The following is a 17,569-nucleotide window of genomic DNA, read 5'->3' on the forward strand; positions in this document are numbered from 1 at the left end:
GCCTTGGCGCTCAGGAGAAAGGTACAAGGAGTAGAGACCAATATTCAAAGTTGGGCGATTCGCAATAAATGCAAACATCCTTGAACCTTGAATCTCTATTCATCCTCAATTTCGCAACCGTTCAGTTTAGGGATTGAGGACTCTTTGTATTGAATACCTGCATCATTAAGCGCTTTTTGTAGGGTTTCTATCTGCTTGTCCATCGCTTGAATATGATCCAGCATGTGATTAATCGCGTAGGCAATGGGATCGGCCACGTCAGTTGTTGCTCCGTAGGCATGAAAACCCATTTTATAGGCAATCTTGTCACGCTCGGCGGTGGCGGCTTTACTGTTAGGATCGACGATGTGAGCGGGGATTCCAACGGCGGTTGCACCCGCCGGTACCGGTTTTAAGACCACCGAGTTTGATCCGATCCGAGCGTTTTCACCAATATCAATAGGCCCTAAAACTTTTGCCCCTGCACCTATCACTACGCCATTATGCAAGGTCGGATGACGCTTGCCTTTATCCCAACTGGTTCCGCCTAAGGTGACGCCATGATACAAGGTGCAGTCGTCGCCGATAACGGCGGTTTCGCCGATCACTACGCCCATGCCGTGATCGATAAAAAAACGCCTGCCGATGATTGCGCCCGGGTGAATTTCAATTCCTGTTAGCCATCGGCCGATATGGGCAATAAACCGTGCCAGCCATCTGAATTCGGCTAGCCAGAAAAAATGACTGAGTCGATGAATTAAAATGGCATGAAATCCGGGGTAAGTCGTCATCACTTCAAAGGCCGTTTGCGCCGCCGGATCGCGGTCAAAGACGCAGGCAATGTCTTCTTTCAGTCGGTTAAACATCGTTACTCCTCTTGTGGCCTTGAGACATTCTCAAGATGCCTCTGAGTATGTCCAGTTCCTTGGTGTTCATTTGCACCCGGTTATAAATCCGGCGCAAACGCCGCATAATGGATTTTGATTTGGCCGGATGCATAAAGCCTATATCGGTTAATGCTTCAGCCATGTGAGCATAGAAAGACTCCATTTGCGTTGCTGTAGCCAAAGGGTCTTCACCTTTATCGCCGACCTGGATTTGTTCTTCGGCGGCTTGCCCGGATGTGACAAATAATTCATAACAAACAACCTGCACGGCGGCAGCAATGTTTAAAGAGCTGTATTCGCTGTTACAGGGAATGCGTAGCAAAAAGTGACACAGATCCAGTTCATGGTTTTTCAGGCCTGAATTTTCCCGGCCGAAAACAATAGCGACGTTGTTGTCAGGTTCATGCACTAACACTTTTTCAGCGCATTCTCTCGGTGACAATTCCGGCCAGCTGATGGTTCGACCTCGGGCGCTAGCGCCAATCACTAACTGGCAATCGGCAATGGCTTCTTGCAAGGTCTGGCAAACAATGGCGCCAGCCAACACATCATCTGCGCCTGAAGCCCTGGAAGTGGCGTCGGCACTGGGAAATGTCTTTGGCGAAACCAGATAAAGGTTGTGCATTTTCATGTTTTTCATGGCACGGGCAACGGCACCTATATTCCCCGGATGCGTTGTTTCGACCAGTACTATTTTTATAGTAGACAGCAAGGCGATGTCCTTAGTTAAAAAAAAGAGCCTAAGTTTAGCAAAATATTTGGTATTATATGGGATTTTCGACCATTGCCCCTTTGCAATCGTCTATGCTTATATAAATCCGCCTATGCAACCCATGTTAAATACTGCCGTCCGTGCCGCAAGAAGCGCCGGCGACTTGATCCTCCGCTCATCAGATAATATCGGTCACCTCAAGGTCGACCAAAAAGGTAAAAACGATTATGCCAGTGAGGTCGATCGTATGGCCGAACGGGAAATCATCAACATTATCAAGACGGCTTATCCCGAGCACAGCATCCTGGCAGAAGAAAGCGGCGAGCATCAGGGTAACGATTTTGTCTGGATTATCGATCCGCTGGACGGCACTACCAACTTTCTGCACGGTTTTCCGCAATACGCTGTTTCCATTGCTCTAAAGCATAAAGGCAAGATTGAAATCGGCGTCGTTTACGACCCGTTACGCGATGAGTTATTCACCGCCAAACGCGGCGGTGGGGCCATGTTAAACAGCCGTCGCCTTCGGGTGACCAATCAGAACAGTTTGAAAGGTGCATTAATCGGCACCGGCTTTCCGTTTAAAACCGATTTGCACATGGATGCTTATTTAAAAATGTTCCGTTCCATAGCCGTTGATTCGGCCGGCATTCGCCGCGCAGGTTCTGCGGCGCTGGATTTGGCCTATGTGGCTGCCGGTCGCTTGGATGGTTTTTGGGAAATAGGCCTGATGGAGTGGGATATGGCCGCAGGTCTTTTATTGATAAAGGAAGCAGGCGGTGTCATTACCGATTTTTCTTTCAATGATAAGTATCTGGAGTCAGGCAACGTGATTGCTGCTAGCCCAAAAATGCATCAGCTCATGTACCAGCTTATCGAGCCGTATGTGACTGATAATTTGAAATAGTTATGTCAAAAAGGGCGACCAGCCAGTCGCCCTACAGTTTTAAAATATCTGCAATGCCAGCATTAGCGCATCTTCGCGGCCGTTTTCCGCCGGATAATAGCCTTTTCTGATGCCGATTTCGTTGAAACCCATGTCCTCATAAAGGGCGATGGCGACGGTATTAGACGGCCTGACTTCAAGGAACATGGTTTCTGCCCGGCCTCTGGCGGTTTCGATAAGGTTTTGCAGCATTTTACGGCCTATCCCTTGCCCCTGTTCGGCAGTCGCCACACAAATATTTAACACATGCGCTTCGCCTACGCTGATCGAAAGTATGCTGTAACCCAGCACCGTATCATTCTCTTCACAGACCCAGCAGCTATAGTTAGCTTTAAAGCAATCCCTGAAAATGTCCTCTCCCCAGGGGGCGTGATAGTTGGCCCTTTCAATGGCCATGACGCCGGGTAAATCGGAGCTGCGCATTTTTCTCAAACGCATTAAATCTTTCCGGCCTACCGAATCGGGAAATATTTTGGCGTAGAATTCTCTATCGGCATCATAAATCATAAAGTCTTTTATTTTTTCTAATGTTCCCCACATGACCTACCTTTGATGGTTTCTAATTATTTGCATCGCGAATTTTAGATCTGCCCAGGCTTTACGCTTGTTCAGTAATGATCTTAATAAGTGCGCCGGGTGATAGGTTACAACAACCGGCGTATCATTTAAAGTGTGTATTTTGCCTCTTAGTTCGGCTATCGACTCATCGGTGTTTAACAAGGCCTGCGCGGCAACATGGCCTAAAGCCAGAATGATTTTCGGTTTGATGAGTGCGTGTTGTCGCAGCAAATAAGTTTTGCAGGTTTCAACTTCGATGGGCTTGGGTTCTCGGTTATCGGGAGGTCTGCACTTGACGACATTGGTTATAAAGACTTGTTCCCGGTCAAGGTCGATGGCTCTTAGCATTTCCGTCAGCAATTGACCCGCCTTGCCGACAAAAGGCAAACCCTGTCGATCTTCGTTTTTCCCGGGCGCTTCGCCGACTATCATCCAGTCGGCGTTTTTATTGCCTGAGCCAAAAACAGTTTGGGTACGAGTGTTACACAAATTACACCGCGTGCATGGAACGACTTCAGCTTGCAAGACTCCCCAGCTGTCGGTCGGTTCAGCGATAATGCTCGGCGCTAGCAGGTTATCGGCTCTGGGCACCCAGACATCAATGCCCATCGCTTCGAGGTATTGCAGGCGTGTTGCGTTATCCAAAACCTTGTTCCTTTCGCCTTAATTCAAACATCCCCTTTTTGAGGATGTCGACGTTGATCGGGGCTGTGCAGCTTATTTAAGGCATTGATGTAAGCCTTAGCAGAGGCGATAACAATGTCGGTATCAGCACCCAAACCGTTAACAATCCTGCCCGCTTTTTCAAGACGAATAGTGACTTCGCCCTGAGCATCGGTGCCGTTGCTGATACTGTTAACCGAATAAAGTTCCAGCGTGGCTTCGGACTGCACCAGTTTTTCTATGGCTTTTAAACTGGCATCTACAGCGCCGCCGCCTTCGGCATTACCGGTGACTTCTTTATTGTCGACACGTAAGGTAACGGTTGCGTTGGGTATTTCGCCGGTTTCCGAACACACTTTGAGGGCGATCAGTTTGACATGCTCATCTTCCGCCTCAAAACCGGCTTCCGAGATCAATGTTTGCAAATCTTCGTCAAAGATTTCGTGCTTTTTATCGGCCAGTTGCTTAAAGCGGGCAAAGGCCTCGTTCAACTCTTCTTCCGAGCCGAACTCAAAGCCCAGTTCGCTGATGCGGCTCTTAAACGCATTCCGGCCAGAATGCTTGCCCAGCACCATGCGGTTAGCCGTCCAGCCGACATCTTCGGCGCGCATGATTTCATAGGTCTCGCGGCTTTTTAATACGCCGTCCTGATGGATGCCCGCCTCATGGGCAAAGGCGTTGGCGCCGACGATCGCTTTGTTGGGCTGTACAGGAAAACCGGTGATTGACGATACCAGCTTTGAGCAGGTCAAAATCTCGCGGGTGTCTATGCCGGTTTGGCAGGTAAATACATCCTTACGGGTACGCACAGCCATGACCACTTCTTCCAAGGAGGCATTGCCGGCGCGCTCGCCCAAGCCGTTAATCGTGCATTCAACCTGCCGTGCGCCGTTCATGACCGCCGACAAGGAATTGGCCACCGCAAGCCCTAGATCATTGTGGCAATGCACCGAAAAAATGGCCTTATCCGAATTGGGGATGCGACGGATCAGGTTCGCAATGGTTGCGCCAAATTGCTGGGGAACGCTGTAACCTACGGTATCCGGGATATTCAGCGTCGTGGCCCCGGCATTAATAACAGCCTCAAGTATCCTACACAAAAAATCTTCATTCGAGCGTCCTGCATCTTCCGGAGAAAATTCGACATCATCGGTATATTGCCGTGCGCGTTTTACCGCTTTGACCGCATATTCGATGACCTGCTCCGGCTGCATCTGCAACTTCATTTGCATATGGATCGGCGAGGTGGCGATGAAGGTATGAATTCGTGGCCGGTTAGCGCCTTTTAGCGCTTCGCCTGCACGATCTATATCTTTGTCCAGCGCTCTGGCCAGTCCGCATACCACGCTGTCTTTTATGATATTGGCTACGGCTTGTACGGCTTCAAAATCGCCGGGACTGGCTGCAGGAAAACCGGCCTCGATCACATCAACCTTTAAACGCTCCAAGGCCTTGGCAATTCTGACTTTTTCCTCGCGAGTCATGGATGCGCCGGGGCTTTGCTCGCCATCGCGCAAGGTTGTGTCGAATATTATTAATTTGTCATTCATAAAAACTCCATCGATGGAGAGCTATCGACGGTTACGTCGATATAGGGAAATAGGGGGTATAAGTATTAAATGGAAATAGATTGATTGCCCATCAGGGCAGGTATCTTAAAGGCAGGTATAGCCACGCACGCAAGGCAGTTCCGGCAGCAAGTGTGCCGGAAAGCGGGATTTGAAATGCAGGGATTATTTGAATAAACATGGTCGTGACTATACGCCAATGGCTGTGCGGCCTCAAGCAGATTTTACGCTTTACGCTCCTGCAGCTTGCGTCTGCGCATGACCAAGGTAATCACCGGGCCTGAAATCGCATAGCCTAAAAACAACAGGAACAACATCGTTTGCGGCTGCGCCATCACAAAAGCGATACTCAGCATCACGGCAATGGCGACAATAAAAGGCACTTTGCCTTTTAAATCGATTTTTTTGAAACTGGAATAGCGGAAATTACTGACCATCAGAAGGCCGGTGCTGATGGTCAACACCAATGCAAAATATTTGAATAGTTCGATGTCGTATTTATACTCCAGGCATATCCAGATGAACCCGGCCAAAATCGCGGCGGCGGCAGGACTGGGGAGTCCCTGGAAATAATTCTTGTCGGCTGTTTGCAGCTGAGTATTAAAGCGCGCCAGTCGTAATGCACCGCCCGCCGTATGGACAAAAGCAGCAAACAGGCCCACTTTACCGAGGCTCGAAAACGCCCATAAATACATCACCAAAGCGGGTGCTGCGCCAAATGAAACCATGTCTGAAAGACTGTCGTATTGAGCGCCGAATTCGCTTTGCGTATGCGTCAACCTCGCCACTCGGCCATCCAGACCGTCCAGAATCATCGCGACAAAAATAGCGATAACAGCGGTTTCGTAGCGCCCGCCCATTGCTGAAGTAATCGCATAGAAACCGGAAAATAGGGCTCCCGTGGTAAACAAATTAGGCAGTAAATAAATTCCACGACGACGAGTTAAGCGTTTTTCTGGAAGCATATTGCAATCAATCCTTAGGTTTTAGGAAGTCAGTAAAAAACATAGCGTCAAATTATACAATGAGCCTGCAAACTGCACCTAGCTTAATCAAAATCAGATCGCCTCTGTTCTTGGTCTACGAATCATTGGAAATCTTCAAAGACAAGTGCAGGTTCAGTATCCATAAAAATTTTTTCGTTAAATTTACTGAGGCAAATGGCATTTAGAGTGACCTCTTCATACAGCCAATAATAAAAGTCGCTTTCGAAGACGCTGTGTCTGTCGGTATATTTGCATTGTACCCATTGATTATTCAATGATCCGATTACGCTAGGCATTTTATCGGCTTGAGTTCGGCCAAAATAGCCAATGACTTTATCGTCTAAATTCAGTTGAAACCGGTCGAATTGAATTTTTCGGTCGGCTAATGGTGCATATTTTAAGCGACCGCCTTGTCTATCATCGCCGTGCCGATCTATGACGCAGTGCTTATTGACAGCATAAACAGCGGGCGGAAAGGTGATGAGGTGTCGGTCTGGAATATGGGCGCGCTCCAAAACATGCGCTGCCGTTCGTTGACTTTTATCCCATTGTTTGATGATTATTTGCAAAACCAACATGGTTATTTTTCCGCGTGTGTTGATGGGGCACCAGGTTAATGGTCATTAATATTTCCTCTGAGTGCTTTAAGCCGGCCTTGTTTGGTTTTGCTGTCCAAGCGTCTCAATTTTGATCCTTTGGTAGGCTGGGTGGCTTTGCGCTTTTTGTGTATTATCGCCACACTTTGAATTAATGCCTGTAGCCGACTGAGGGCGTCTTCTTTGTTCTTTTCCTGGGTGCGATACTGCTGTGCCTTGATCACAATGACGCCTTCTTTTGAAATGCGCTGATCATTTAAAACTAATAGTTTTTCTTTGTAAAACTCGGGTAATGATGACGCATTAATATCAAAGCGTAAATGAACAGCGGTTGAAACTTTATTGACATTCTGCCCGCCAGCTCCCTGTGCATGAATCGCATGAACTTCAATCTCATGGTCCGGGATACTGACTTGGTTGGATATTTGCAACATTGATGTGATGCTCTTTTGTTAATTGGGCGGCGCTGAGCGATTATACGTTATTTGCTTTTGGACTTAGGGGATGGTTATGACCTGTGTGCTCTTGTATCGCCTCCCTTCTGATTTCGGTACTTCCGCTGTTTATGATTTACAATACGCCATAGCTTGAAACACAAACAGATAGCCGTCTTGTTCGACAAGGCGTTATTGTTGCTGAACCTCGCGTACACAGCAGCTGCATGTGATGATTAGCAGTATTTTTGAATAAGACAACCTACCATCGGAGCGATAAAGAATGACTAATCATGTTACTTTGACCCAGTTTATCATCGAACAGCAGCGCGGGTTGCCGGGGGTATCGGGAACGTTTACTTTGTTGCTTAACGATGTGGTTACCGCGTGTAAGAAAATTTCGCATTTGGTCAATCGGGGCAATCTGGTCGGCGTGCTGGGTAGCGCAGAATCCGAGAATGTACAAGGTGAGGTGCAAAAGAAACTGGACATCATTACTAATGACATTATGGTAGAGGCGCTGAACTGGACCGGCCATTTGGCAGGCATGGCATCGGAAGAAATCGATGGCATTATCCCCATTCCCTCGCAGTACCCCAAAGGCAAGTATCTGGCGTTGTTCGATCCGTTAGACGGTTCTTCAAATATTGATGTCAACCTGGCGGTAGGTACCATATTTTCTATATTGCGTTGCCGTGAAGGTGCGGAACCAACGATGGAGGATTTTTTACGCAAGGGTTCAGAGCAGGTTTGCGCCGGTTTTGTGCTTTACGGTCCGTCAACAATGATGGTTTTAACCACCGGACATGGGGTTAACGGCTTTACTCTGGATCAGGATATTGGCGAATTTATCCTGACTCATCCCACTATGACGATTCCTGCTGAGACCAGTGAATTTGCCATCAATATGTCGAACCAGCGGTTTTGGGAACCTCCGGTACAGCGTTATATCGAGGAATGTTTGCGGGGTACGGAAGGTGTGCGCGAAAAAGATTTCAATATGCGCTGGATTGCGTCTATGGTGGCTGAGGTTTACCGGATACTCACGCGTGGCGGGATTTTTATGTACCCGTATGATTTTCGCGATCCGTCAAGAGCCGGAAAACTGCGTCTGATGTACGAGGCCAATCCGATGGCATTTATTGTCGAGCAAGCGGGCGGTGCCTGCTCTACCGGACGCGAGCGTATTCTCGACATGAATCCCACAGGGCTGCATCAGCGGGTTCCGGTTATCTTGGGATCGAAAAACGAGGTCGAACGTATTGTCGGGTATCATTCGGCTAAAGGCTAAAAATCGTCTATCGTTCCACGCTACGGAGACTGTGAAAGTATTCGTATGGTCATCGTTCCCACGCTTCAGCGTTGCTAACAACGGTGCGAAAGACTAAAAAACAGCCGCCCTTGTATGATAAAATTTCGCTTCCTTAATTTCCCCTTTGAGTTTTTCCATGAACAAACCTAAAAAAGTCGCAATTCTTACCGCAGGCGGCTTGGCCCCCTGCTTAAACTCAGCCATCGGCAGCCTTATCGAGCGTTATACTGAAATCGATCCCAGCATCGAAATCATCTGTTATCGTAGCGGCTATAAAGGCCTGCTTCTGGGCGATTTTTATACGGTCACCCCGGAAATTCGTGAAAAATCCGGTCTTTTACATCGTTTTGGCGGTTCGGCGATCGGCAACAGCCGCGTCAAACTGACTAACGTTAAAGACTGCATTAAACGCGGATTAGTACAAGAAGGTCAGGATCCGCAAAAAGTGGCAGCCGACCAACTGGTTAAAGACGGCGTCGATATTCTGCACACGATCGGCGGTGACGATACCAATACCGCTGCCGCAGATCTTGCCGCTTTCCTGGCGAAAAACGACTATGGTCTTACCGTTATCGGTCTGCCTAAAACCGTCGACAATGACATATTTCCGATCAAGCAATCGCTAGGCGCATGGACGGCAGCCGAGCAGGGCGCTAGTTACTTCTGGAATGTGGTTGCCGAAAACAATGCCAATCCGCGTATGCTGATTGTCCATGAAGTGATGGGACGCAGTTGCGGCTGGCTGACTGCCGCTACCGCTGTGGAATACCGTAAACTGCTGGATCGCGCCGAATGGTTGCCTGAGCTGGGTTTGGATCGCGCCACTTATGAAGTGCATGGCGTTTTTATTCCAGAAATGACCGTCGATTTGGCTGCCGAAGCGAAGCGTCTGCGTGCGGTGATGGACAAAGTCGATTGCGTCAATATCTTCGTCTCTGAAGGCGCCGGCGTTGAGTCTATCGTCGCCGAAATGCAAGCCAAGGGACAGGAAGTGCCGCGCGATGCGTTCGGTCACGTCAAGCTTGACGCCGTTAATCCGGGTAAATGGTTCGGCGACCAGTTTGCCGAAATGATCGGTGCGGAAAAAACGCTGGTGCAAAAATCCGGTTATTTTGCCCGTGCATCTGCGGCCAATGTTGAAGACATTCGCTTGATCAAGTCTTGTGCCGATCTCGCCGTCGAGTGCGCGTTCCGTCGCGAGTCCGGCGTTATCGGCCATGATGACGATAAAGGATTTGTCCTGCGTGCGATTGAATTTCCCCGTATCAAAGGCGGCAAGCCTTTTGATTTGAATACAGGCTGGTTTAATCAAACCTTAGCTGAAATCGGTCAGGCTAAAGGTACTAAGGTAGACGTTGGGCATTAAAATAATCGCCGTATAAGCATCAGCTTGCGCTGGTTTCCAATCTGAAGACGCTGTGAAAGTATTTCCACTCCAAGTGGGGCGGTTTTGCAATTCCGTTGTTGACGATTTAATGCCAGCCTGAGCGTACACAGTAGGCATGAAACGTAAACAACGGGGGCCAATATGCCCCGTCCGGTTGTGGCGGCGACTAAAGTCGTCGCCACAACCGGCAATGCGTAACTAAAGTTATCCTTATGATCACCCTTATCCAACGCGTCACTACCGCTACAGTCACCGTCAATAATCAACAGATCGGTAAAATCGATACCGGCATTATGGCATTGGTTGCAGTAGAAAAAGAGGATACTCAAAAAGATGCGCAACGGCTGCTGGAACGTATCCTCAATTATCGTATTTTTGCCGATAGTGATGACCGGATGAATCTGAGTTTGAGGGATATTAACGGCGGTTTGTTGCTGGTTCCTCAATTCACGTTGGCGGCGGATACTCAAACGGGCAATCGACCCAGTTTTATTTCCGCTGCGCCGCCGGAAAAAGGCAAAGAGTTGTTCGACTATTTGCAACAGTTGGCAAAACAACTTTACCCAACAGTTGAATTCGGTCAGTTTGGCGCGGATATGCAGGTTTCGCTGGTCAATAACGGGCCGGTTACCTTTACCTTACGGACTCGCTAACAGTGCAGCAGCGGCTTGGGCCTATCTCATAGGCATCTTAATTCGGCTTTGGTTTACTGAAGCGGTGCGGTCTCGGTATTTGTATCGTCCCCGACGCTGTGCACAATTTCTTGCTCGGTTTTTTTGTTCATAACGATAATGGAAATTCGTCTGTTAATCGGATCCAGTGGTTCGGTGTCGGCATTGTAGGCAACGCTGGACGATAAGCCGATAACCCGTAAGATTTTTTCTTCGGCAAGTCCGCCCTGGGTTAATTCGTATCGAGCGGCATTGGCCCGATCACTGGAAAGCTCCCAATTGGTATATTTTTTTTGGTTGGGCGGGAAAGGCAGGGCATCGGTATGTCCATTAAGGCTGATTCTATTGGGTAATTCGTTAATAGCCGATGCCAGCGCCCTCAAAATTAATTTAATTTGCGGCTCGGTTTCGGCGCTGGCCAGTTTATACATGGGTCTGTTTTTGGCGTCGACAATGAGAATTCGCAAGCCTTCGGAGGTTATTTCCAGTTTAATCTGATCTTTGTACTCGGTTAATTCAGGCGTTAACTCTATTTTATGCTGAATTTTTTCCTTTAAATCTTCGAGTTTTTCCATCTCAATGGCTTCGGCTTTGTGTTCAATGTCCTCAGTCGACATTTCTTTTTCTTCCGCTGTCATGCCTTTGTCGACCTGTCCTTGATCTTGCGAGGTAATATCTGAGCCACCTGCTTGAATAATACTGGTTCGATCGCCGACATCCGCTCCTCGATTTTCTGTGGAGGACGCAAAAGGATCATGAAAGTATTCGGCAATGCCTTTACGTTCCGTTTCAGTGGTTGTGCCCAATAGCCACATCAGTAAAAAAAACGCCATCATGGCGGTAACGAAATCGGCGTAAGCCAATTTCCAGGCGCCTCCATGGTGAACATGGCCGCCTTTCTTTATTTTTTTTATGATGATCGGTTGTTGGTCTGCCATTTTTTAATTAACCTTTATTCGCTCTTAACTGTTCTTCCAATTCCATAAAACTGGGGCGCATGGCGGAAGCAATCATGGTGCGCATATATTCCGCAGTCATGGCCGGCGATACGCCTTTGGCGCAGCACAACAAGCCTTTTTGAGCGCATTTATAGACGTTACCTGCTGCTTCAGTACGTTCTGCCATCACCGCTGAAACCGGACCGATAAAGCCATAGGCCAGTAAAATGCCCAGGAATGTTCCTACCAGAGCTGCTGCGATTAATTTACCCAGCTCTGAGGGTGGAATGCCGACCGATTCCATGGTATGCACAACGCCCATTACCGCCGCGACAATGCCAAAGGCCGGTAAACCATCAGCAACATTTTGGACGGCTTTGACGGGCGCATGGGCTTCTTCATGATGGGTTTCGAGTTCCTGATCCATCAGTTCTTCCAATACGTAGACTTCAACACCGGTAACAATCAAACGAAGATTGTCGCAGATAAACTCCAATAAATGGTGGTCTTGGAGGATTTTTGGCGTAAATACTGAGCTGTTTTTCGGATCGTCGATAATGCTTTCCAGCGACAACAAGCCTTCTTTGCGTGTTTTGTTGGTGATGGCATAAAAACACAGCAGCAGTTCAAGATAATAGTCTTTATTGTATGGGGTACCTTTTAAAGTGGCAGTGGCTTGACTGATGGCTGCTTTTATAACGGGCATTGAATTGCCGCAGACAAAAGCACCGACAGCAGCGCCAATGATGATGATAAACTCAAAGGGTTGAAAAAGAACGCCTGGGTGTCCACCGCCTCCCATAAATCCGCCCATGATTGATATAGAAAGGATTAAATATCCAGCAATAACTAGCATGTGTTCTCTTTAGGTGTTTGGTTTTGTGGGGAAATAAGTATATAGGTTGGACGTAGATCCATACAGGAACATTGCCTAGGCGGTAATCGAACCCACACATTATGCGCTCTATGTTGGGTTACGCTGTCGTTAACCCAACCTACGGGCTGCATGATTATGAATAAGGGGACTCAAATTGAGTTTTTACTTTAATAATCCTGGGTGCTTATTTTAGCTTGAATTTGAATCTCAGGGGTTAATCTTTCACTGCTTTGTTTTTTTCTTGATTAGGAACTGGGTTAAATCATCAGCCGCTACATATAAACACGGAATCAAAATTAGAGTGATTACGGTGGCGAACAAGATACCGAAGCCGATAGGAATAACCATCGGTATCAATATGCGGGCTTGTCGGGAGGTTTCTAAAATCATCGGCATTAAACCGCCGAAAGTCGTTAATGTGGTTAGAACAATAGGCCTGAAACGCTGGATGGCGGCCATTTTAATGATTTCTGCGGCCAAGTGGCTGGTATGCCTTTTAAGATGGCTGGCATGATCAATTAATATGAGTGAATCGTTGATGACGATGCCTGATAGCGCCACGATACCCAATAGGCTGATAATGCTTAAGTCGTAGCCCATCAGCAAGTAGGCGCGCCCCCGCTTGATGTGGACGACTTCGCGTAGCGGTATTTCCCGTGCCGGTATCGATGCTGAGCCGGTAGTCCAGATCAGTAGGTCTTCGATATGGGTTTCTAAAATACGCTCGCCTTCCGGCAATCTGACCATAATCTTGATTTCGTTACGACCACGTTGCTGACGTAAAACTTCCTCGCCGTAAAAGGCGTTATGTACTTGCCTGGCAACATTTTGCGCGGTCAGTCCCAGGCTTTTTCCTTCCGGAAGTAGGGCAATGGGATGGACTCCTCCCACCTATCGGCATCAATGTGCCAGACTGATAAGATTATTGATCTATCAGACAATACGCGGAGGAGTCCGACATGAATATTAAACGAGTAGGTATAGATTTGGCAAAGCAGGTCGAACCGGCGTTTGCAAAACCTTACGATTCCGCTGTGCCTTGAGCACGATAGGGCGATTAGGAGCAAACGCGCGAATAGCCCATTATGGACAGAGTCATTGCGCTCAAATCAAAGGCCGGATATACGTGTGCAGTCGTACCCCAATCCAGAAGTGGTGAAATGCTTGCAAGACGGGAGGAGTCCATATACGACCAGTCGATCACCCTTGCGCAGAGGGTTGAGTTATTTAATTTTCATTCCTAGCGAGGGAAAGCCTTTTTGATGGCGCTAGGCCAGAGGGAGGCGAATACTTGACTTGCGTTTTCAATGGCGCTTTTCACGACCCAATAAGCCAAAGACCAATATTGCGGCAACTACGATGCCCGTTAATATCATATTTTGTCTGGAGGCGCCGAATATATAAGCGATGGCAGCACCCACGCCCATTCCTAGCCCGGTAAAGGCCAAACTACGCATGACTCGGCATAATGAACAATCTTGATGGTAAGATTTCATTGGTTTTTTATCTCGTCGTTGGTTTCAATCGGGTGAAGTTATTTTAAATCATCGGTGCAAATGTTCGGTAGCACCCTTATTTGACAACATGAACCCGAGTATCTTTGTTGCCCAGATTATCCAGCCAACTGATGGTGATTTTATCGCCGACGTTGCCGCCTCTTAGCATAAAAGCAAAAAAGGGGTCTTTGGAAATATTGGCGCCTATTTTGCCGTTAATAATAACGTTTTTATTCAGCTTTACCGTGAGTTCCTGAATAAAATGTGCGGGGATTAATGCATTGGTTTCGGCGTCCCGATTACGACCGTGTTCCATCGGGTGGGCTATCAGCATCCTGATTTGCGTTTTCCCGTCCTTGCGCTTAGTGCGTATTTTGATACTCGACATCTAAATGCTAGCAACCGCCCAGAGTAACGATGACTTTTTCTCCTGCACTATAAAATCCTTCGCTAGTCTCTACGATGACCAGAACCGCAGATGATTCGGCTATTTTTAGGCGGGTCGATACAAAAGGATCAAGGTCTGGCGATAATTCAAATTTGGCGGCCAAGGGTGTCGGGTTTTTTTCGACCAGTATGGCAATGCTTTCAACATCTTTTAGGGTGCTGGTTACCGTAATGGAGACGGCGGCGCCATTGACCGCTATCCTGGGAAGTTGGATGTCGATTTTATCGGATGCGATGATTTCTTGGTCTTTGAATAAACGCTTTAGGGTCTGTTGTAGGCTATGGGTCGATGGCGTATCGGGGAGCAATTTTGCCTTTGCCTCGCATAAAGATAGCAGTCCGCTGGTCGCAATAATCGAATAAGCACTTAAGGCAACAGACTTCTTGATGAATGCTCTGCGGTTGGCAGTCATGATGTATATTATTCCCGGATTTATGTAAAGTATTTAATCGCTAAATAAGGTTTGATAAGCCTTAGCCGATTGTTCCGGTTGATCGTCGAATAGTCCACCGATCACGGCTAATAAATCGGCTCCTGCGGCAAGTAACTGTTTGCCATTTTCCGGCAAAATGCCGCCTATGGCGACGATCGGAATAGTCAGCGCCAGTTTTGCTTGTCGTAGTGTTTCAATATGGGCGGGCGCGGCCAGTGGCTTTGAGTTGGACGGAAAAAATCGCCCGAAAGCCACATAAGTAGCGCCTTGTGTTTGCGCGGCCAGGGCTTGTTCGACAAAGTCATAGCAGGACACGCCGATAATAGCGGCACTGCCCAACTGCTTTTTTGCCTGGGCAATTGCGCCGTCTTCTTTGCCGAGGTGGACACCGTCAGCGCCAACCAGCGCTGCAAGTTCGATGTCATCATTGATCAGCAACGGGACGTTATATTGATGGCAGGCTTTAACCAGTTCACGGGCAAGAAATGGCGCATCAATAGGATTTTTGTCACGGTATTGCACGACGACGGCACCGCCTTTAATTGCCGCCGCTACTTCATTAATAATGGTGTCGCCGGATTTGTTTTCGGTTTGGGTGATTGCGTAAAGCCCGCGAGTAGGGAATTTCATTGCCAGCACCCTTTCTGGCGCTTTGCGTGCAAATCCGCTCCCGGCGGATTTGTCATGCATCTTCATCCATCCAGAAAAATCGATTGGGAATATGCTGGCCTTTGCCCGGTTGGTAAGCGGTATTTAATGAATTCCAGGTGTATTCCTGCGCTTCGATAACGGCTTGCAACGGCTCCAGGCCGTGTGCGATCAATGCGGCAATGCTGGAAGCCAGCGTGCAGCCGGAGCCATGATAGCTGAACGGCAATCTGTCCCAAGTATAGCTTTCCCAGCTGCGCTGGTCATGGAACAGCTGATTACTGACCGACGGCGTAGCTTCATGGCTGCCGGTAATCAGCACATAGTCGCAGCCTTTTTCCAGCAAGGCTAAGCCGCAATCATTAAGGTTGGTCAATCCGGTCAGTTTGCGAGCCTCTTCGCTGTTGGGCGTTAACACGGTAGTGCAGGGCAGTAGCAAGTCGACGAGGGTTGTTATAAGCCGGTCGTTTGACAATTCAGCGCCGCCTCCCGCCGCCAATACCGGATCCAAGATAACCGGAATATGCGGGTGCTGTTTTAATACCGCATGAATGGCGACTGCGGTTTCATGGTGGCCGATCAAGCCGATTTTAAACGCCTTAACCGTCAGGTCGTTCAGTAAGGTGTTGGCCTGACTGATAATCGCATCCGGGCTTTGTGGAATGAGTTTTTTGACATTCCGGGTGTCCTGTTCGGTTAAGGCGGTGATAACGCTGGCGGCGTGACAGCGATGGCTGACCAAAGTCTCAATATCCGCCTGAACCCCGGCGCCTCCGCTGGGGTCATGACCGGAAAATGAAAGTACAACGGGGCGGTTTACGCTCATGTCGGCTACTGAGGATAGTTGTATTGCTGCCGCGGATAGCCTTGCTGTTGCGGGTAACCTTGTTGCTGCGGATAGCCTTGCTGCTGCGGGTAACCTTGCTGTTGCGGGTAACCTTGTTGCTGCGGATAACCTTGTTGCTGAGGATAGCCTTGCTGTTGCGGATAACCTTGCTGTTGTTGTTGCTGCTGCTGCTGCTGTGGCTGTTGTTGAGTAGCACCGGCATTTGTATTGGCGACAATAGCTAACTCTACCCGGCGGTTCTGCGCCCGGTTAGCCTCATTGACATTAGGCACTTTCGGTATTCTTTCGCCCATGCCCTGTTGAGTCAGGCGTGAATAATTGACGCCGTGTTGAGCCAGATAACTTGAAACAGTGGATGCGCGTTGTTCGGACAGCTTTTGATTATAACTGTCCGAGCCGACATCATCGGTATGCCCGGTGACATTGATGGTTGAGTCAGGATATTGATTTAATACCTTGGCGACAGAATCTAAAGCGCCTTGTGCTTCCGGCGTTAAATTTGCCGAATCGAAGGCAAAAGTAACGTTGCTCGGCATGGTCAGATTAAGGGTATTTTCTGCGGTTCTTTGCACCTCGATACCGGTGCCTTGTAACGACTTTTGCAACTCTTGTTCCTGGTGATCCATATAGGCCCCTACCGCTGCGCCAACGAGGCCACCGGCTACAGCACCCAATCCGGCATTTTTCAGGTCGTTGCCACCGAACAGTGTTCCCGCACCTGCGCCGACTGCCGCGCCTAATCCGCCGCCCATAGCTGTTTTGCCGAGACTGGATTGCCCTGTATAGGGATCAGTGACGCAAGCCGTCAAAAGAACCGAACTTATACCTACTATCAATAATTTTTTTTTCATAAGAATATAACCTTGGGTTAGTTTGGGGATTTTAGTGGATTATTTTGACGGCAAAGTCAAAAGCACATTGACATCAGTCCTCTAAAGGAAAGTGTATTTCGTGAGCATTAACAAAGTTATTCTATCAGTCCTTTCATGATTGATGCGATAATTTTTCAGAAAAGCCCCTTCCTTCAGGTCGTAAGTATCTACGCAAGTTTAATAACTTATAAAACAATTAGTTAAATTCGGTTATTCATGATTTCTGGTTAACAGCTGACTGCATTGAGTGTCAAAACTTACCTCGTAAAGGTGATTATCTTTATGAAAAACCGACTATATTCCCCTAACCA

At 48.2% G+C, this 17,569-nt stretch carries 21 protein-coding genes; 4 read left to right on the forward strand and 17 right to left on the reverse strand.

What is annotated here, in order from left to right; genetic code table 11:
• Positions 1-95: 95 nt before the first annotated feature.
• On the reverse strand, positions 96-845 hold the full coding sequence (cysE, locus tag ABXJ76_RS07400; RefSeq protein ID WP_432745633.1) for a serine O-acetyltransferase: 750 nt from the start codon (positions 843-845) through the stop codon (positions 96-98).
• Complete coding sequence (locus tag ABXJ76_RS07405) at positions 838-1,578, reverse strand: RNA methyltransferase (protein ID WP_432745635.1); 741 nt, start codon at positions 1,576-1,578, stop codon at positions 838-840. The genes cysE and ABXJ76_RS07405 overlap by 8 nt, the downstream gene beginning before the upstream one ends.
• Positions 1,579-1,690: 112 nt before the next feature.
• Between ABXJ76_RS07405 and ABXJ76_RS07410 the strand changes: the two genes are divergently transcribed.
• Complete coding sequence (locus ABXJ76_RS07410) at positions 1,691-2,485, forward strand: inositol monophosphatase family protein (protein WP_432745636.1); 795 nt, start codon at positions 1,691-1,693, stop codon at positions 2,483-2,485.
• A 39-nt stretch (positions 2,486-2,524) separates the two neighbouring features.
• Here the strand turns inward: ABXJ76_RS07410 and rimI are convergent, their stop codons facing one another.
• From rimI to arfB, 6 genes are all read right to left on the reverse strand, one after another.
• Positions 2,525-3,064 (reverse strand): ribosomal protein S18-alanine N-acetyltransferase, encoded by a 540-nt coding sequence (gene rimI, locus ABXJ76_RS07415; RefSeq protein ID WP_432745638.1) that lies wholly within the window; start codon positions 3,062-3,064, stop codon positions 2,525-2,527.
• Positions 3,065-3,067: 3 nt separating this feature from the next.
• A complete protein-coding gene (locus tag ABXJ76_RS07420) occupies positions 3,068-3,727 on the reverse strand; it encodes a uracil-DNA glycosylase (protein WP_432745640.1) in 660 nt (219 codons plus the stop codon).
• 23 nt (positions 3,728-3,750) lie between these two features.
• A complete protein-coding gene (locus ABXJ76_RS07425; protein ID WP_432745642.1) occupies positions 3,751-5,295 on the reverse strand; it encodes a 2-isopropylmalate synthase in 1,545 nt (514 codons plus the stop codon).
• A gap of 242 nt (positions 5,296-5,537) precedes the next feature.
• A complete protein-coding gene (pssA, locus tag ABXJ76_RS07430) occupies positions 5,538-6,278 on the reverse strand; it encodes a CDP-diacylglycerol--serine O-phosphatidyltransferase (protein ID WP_432745644.1) in 741 nt (246 codons plus the stop codon).
• Between the two features lie 122 nt (positions 6,279-6,400).
• A complete protein-coding gene (locus ABXJ76_RS07435) occupies positions 6,401-6,877 on the reverse strand; it encodes a hypothetical protein (RefSeq protein ID WP_432745646.1) in 477 nt (158 codons plus the stop codon).
• 35 nt (positions 6,878-6,912) lie between these two features.
• Positions 6,913-7,329 carry an alternative ribosome rescue aminoacyl-tRNA hydrolase ArfB gene (gene arfB / locus ABXJ76_RS07440; protein WP_432745648.1) on the reverse strand — a complete coding sequence of 139 codons (417 nt, stop codon included), beginning with the start codon at positions 7,327-7,329 and terminating at the stop codon, positions 6,913-6,915.
• Between the two features lie 283 nt (positions 7,330-7,612).
• Between arfB and ABXJ76_RS07445 the strand changes: the two genes are divergently transcribed.
• The 3 genes from ABXJ76_RS07445 (at position 7,613) to dtd (ending at position 10,681) form a co-directional block, all read left to right on the forward strand.
• Positions 7,613-8,620, forward strand: a complete 1,008-nt coding sequence (locus ABXJ76_RS07445; protein ID WP_432745650.1) for a class 1 fructose-bisphosphatase — start codon at positions 7,613-7,615, stop codon at positions 8,618-8,620.
• A gap of 157 nt (positions 8,621-8,777) precedes the next feature.
• The gene (locus ABXJ76_RS07450; RefSeq protein ID WP_432745652.1) at positions 8,778-10,007 is read left to right on the forward strand and encodes a pyrophosphate--fructose-6-phosphate 1-phosphotransferase; all 1,230 of its coding nucleotides are present in this window, start codon (positions 8,778-8,780) and stop codon (positions 10,005-10,007) included.
• Between the two features lie 233 nt (positions 10,008-10,240).
• The gene (gene dtd / locus ABXJ76_RS07455; protein WP_432745654.1) at positions 10,241-10,681 is read left to right on the forward strand and encodes a D-aminoacyl-tRNA deacylase; all 441 of its coding nucleotides are present in this window, start codon (positions 10,241-10,243) and stop codon (positions 10,679-10,681) included.
• A gap of 53 nt (positions 10,682-10,734) precedes the next feature.
• Here the strand turns inward: dtd and motB are convergent, their stop codons facing one another.
• The 9 genes from motB to ABXJ76_RS07500 all read right to left on the reverse strand — a co-directional run bounded on the left by motB (position 10,735) and on the right by ABXJ76_RS07500 (position 17,237).
• A complete protein-coding gene (gene motB / locus ABXJ76_RS07460; protein ID WP_432745655.1) occupies positions 10,735-11,637 on the reverse strand; it encodes a flagellar motor protein MotB in 903 nt (300 codons plus the stop codon).
• A 7-nt stretch (positions 11,638-11,644) separates the two neighbouring features.
• Positions 11,645-12,493: a flagellar motor stator protein MotA gene (motA, locus tag ABXJ76_RS07465; protein ID WP_432745657.1), complete on the reverse strand. Its 849-nt coding sequence runs from the start codon at positions 12,491-12,493 to the stop codon at positions 11,645-11,647.
• Positions 12,494-12,736: 243 nt separating this feature from the next.
• On the reverse strand, positions 12,737-13,405 hold the full coding sequence (locus ABXJ76_RS07470) for an efflux RND transporter permease subunit (protein ID WP_432745659.1): 669 nt from the start codon (positions 13,403-13,405) through the stop codon (positions 12,737-12,739).
• Positions 13,406-13,818: 413 nt separating this feature from the next.
• Positions 13,819-14,010, reverse strand: coding sequence for a hypothetical protein (locus tag ABXJ76_RS07475; protein ID WP_432745661.1), 192 nt, complete (start codon positions 14,008-14,010; stop codon positions 13,819-13,821).
• 76 nt (positions 14,011-14,086) lie between these two features.
• Complete coding sequence (gene soxZ, locus ABXJ76_RS07480; protein ID WP_432745663.1) at positions 14,087-14,398, reverse strand: thiosulfate oxidation carrier complex protein SoxZ; 312 nt, start codon at positions 14,396-14,398, stop codon at positions 14,087-14,089.
• Between the two features lie 7 nt (positions 14,399-14,405).
• Complete coding sequence (locus tag ABXJ76_RS07485) at positions 14,406-14,870, reverse strand: thiosulfate oxidation carrier protein SoxY (RefSeq protein ID WP_432745665.1); 465 nt, start codon at positions 14,868-14,870, stop codon at positions 14,406-14,408.
• A gap of 33 nt (positions 14,871-14,903) precedes the next feature.
• Positions 14,904-15,521 carry a thiamine phosphate synthase gene (gene thiE, locus ABXJ76_RS07490; protein ID WP_432746468.1) on the reverse strand — a complete coding sequence of 206 codons (618 nt, stop codon included), beginning with the start codon at positions 15,519-15,521 and terminating at the stop codon, positions 14,904-14,906.
• Between the two features lie 52 nt (positions 15,522-15,573).
• On the reverse strand, positions 15,574-16,365 hold the full coding sequence (gene thiD / locus ABXJ76_RS07495; RefSeq protein WP_432745666.1) for a bifunctional hydroxymethylpyrimidine kinase/phosphomethylpyrimidine kinase: 792 nt from the start codon (positions 16,363-16,365) through the stop codon (positions 15,574-15,576).
• Between the two features lie 5 nt (positions 16,366-16,370).
• Positions 16,371-17,237 carry an OmpA family protein gene (locus ABXJ76_RS07500; protein ID WP_432745668.1) on the reverse strand — a complete coding sequence of 289 codons (867 nt, stop codon included), beginning with the start codon at positions 17,235-17,237 and terminating at the stop codon, positions 16,371-16,373.
• Positions 17,238-17,569 lie beyond the last annotated feature (332 nt).

The organism is Methylobacter arcticus (assembly GCF_050917435.1).
Classification (GTDB): Bacteria; Pseudomonadota; Gammaproteobacteria; order Methylococcales; family Methylomonadaceae; genus Methylobacter_A; species Methylobacter_A titanis.

Coding starts and splice junctions, on each gene's coding strand:
- cysE (WP_432745633.1), bottom strand. CDS start 845: ATGTTTAACCGACTGAAAGAAGACATTGCCTGCGTCTTTGACCGCGAT.
- ABXJ76_RS07410 (WP_432745636.1), top strand. CDS start 1,691: ATGCAACCCATGTTAAATACTGCCGTCCGTGCCGCAAGAAGCGCCGGC.
- rimI (WP_432745638.1), bottom strand. CDS start 3,064: ATGTGGGGAACATTAGAAAAAATAAAAGACTTTATGATTTATGATGCC.
- ABXJ76_RS07425 (WP_432745642.1), bottom strand. CDS start 5,295: ATGAATGACAAATTAATAATATTCGACACAACCTTGCGCGATGGCGAG.
- pssA (WP_432745644.1), bottom strand. CDS start 6,278: ATGCTTCCAGAAAAACGCTTAACTCGTCGTCGTGGAATTTATTTACTG.
- ABXJ76_RS07435 (WP_432745646.1), bottom strand. CDS start 6,877: ATGTTGGTTTTGCAAATAATCATCAAACAATGGGATAAAAGTCAACGA.
- arfB (WP_432745648.1), bottom strand. CDS start 7,329: ATGTTGCAAATATCCAACCAAGTCAGTATCCCGGACCATGAGATTGAA.
- ABXJ76_RS07445 (WP_432745650.1), top strand. CDS start 7,613: ATGACTAATCATGTTACTTTGACCCAGTTTATCATCGAACAGCAGCGC.
- ABXJ76_RS07450 (WP_432745652.1), top strand. CDS start 8,778: ATGAACAAACCTAAAAAAGTCGCAATTCTTACCGCAGGCGGCTTGGCC.
- dtd (WP_432745654.1), top strand. CDS start 10,241: ATGATCACCCTTATCCAACGCGTCACTACCGCTACAGTCACCGTCAAT.
- motB (WP_432745655.1), bottom strand. CDS start 11,637: ATGGCAGACCAACAACCGATCATCATAAAAAAAATAAAGAAAGGCGGC.
- motA (WP_432745657.1), bottom strand. CDS start 12,493: ATGCTAGTTATTGCTGGATATTTAATCCTTTCTATATCAATCATGGGC.
- ABXJ76_RS07475 (WP_432745661.1), bottom strand. CDS start 14,010: ATGAAATCTTACCATCAAGATTGTTCATTATGCCGAGTCATGCGTAGT.
- soxZ (WP_432745663.1), bottom strand. CDS start 14,398: ATGTCGAGTATCAAAATACGCACTAAGCGCAAGGACGGGAAAACGCAA.
- ABXJ76_RS07485 (WP_432745665.1), bottom strand. CDS start 14,870: ATGACTGCCAACCGCAGAGCATTCATCAAGAAGTCTGTTGCCTTAAGT.
- thiE (WP_432746468.1), bottom strand. CDS start 15,521: ATGAAATTCCCTACTCGCGGGCTTTACGCAATCACCCAAACCGAAAAC.
- thiD (WP_432745666.1), bottom strand. CDS start 16,365: ATGAGCGTAAACCGCCCCGTTGTACTTTCATTTTCCGGTCATGACCCC.
- ABXJ76_RS07500 (WP_432745668.1), bottom strand. CDS start 17,237: ATGAAAAAAAAATTATTGATAGTAGGTATAAGTTCGGTTCTTTTGACG.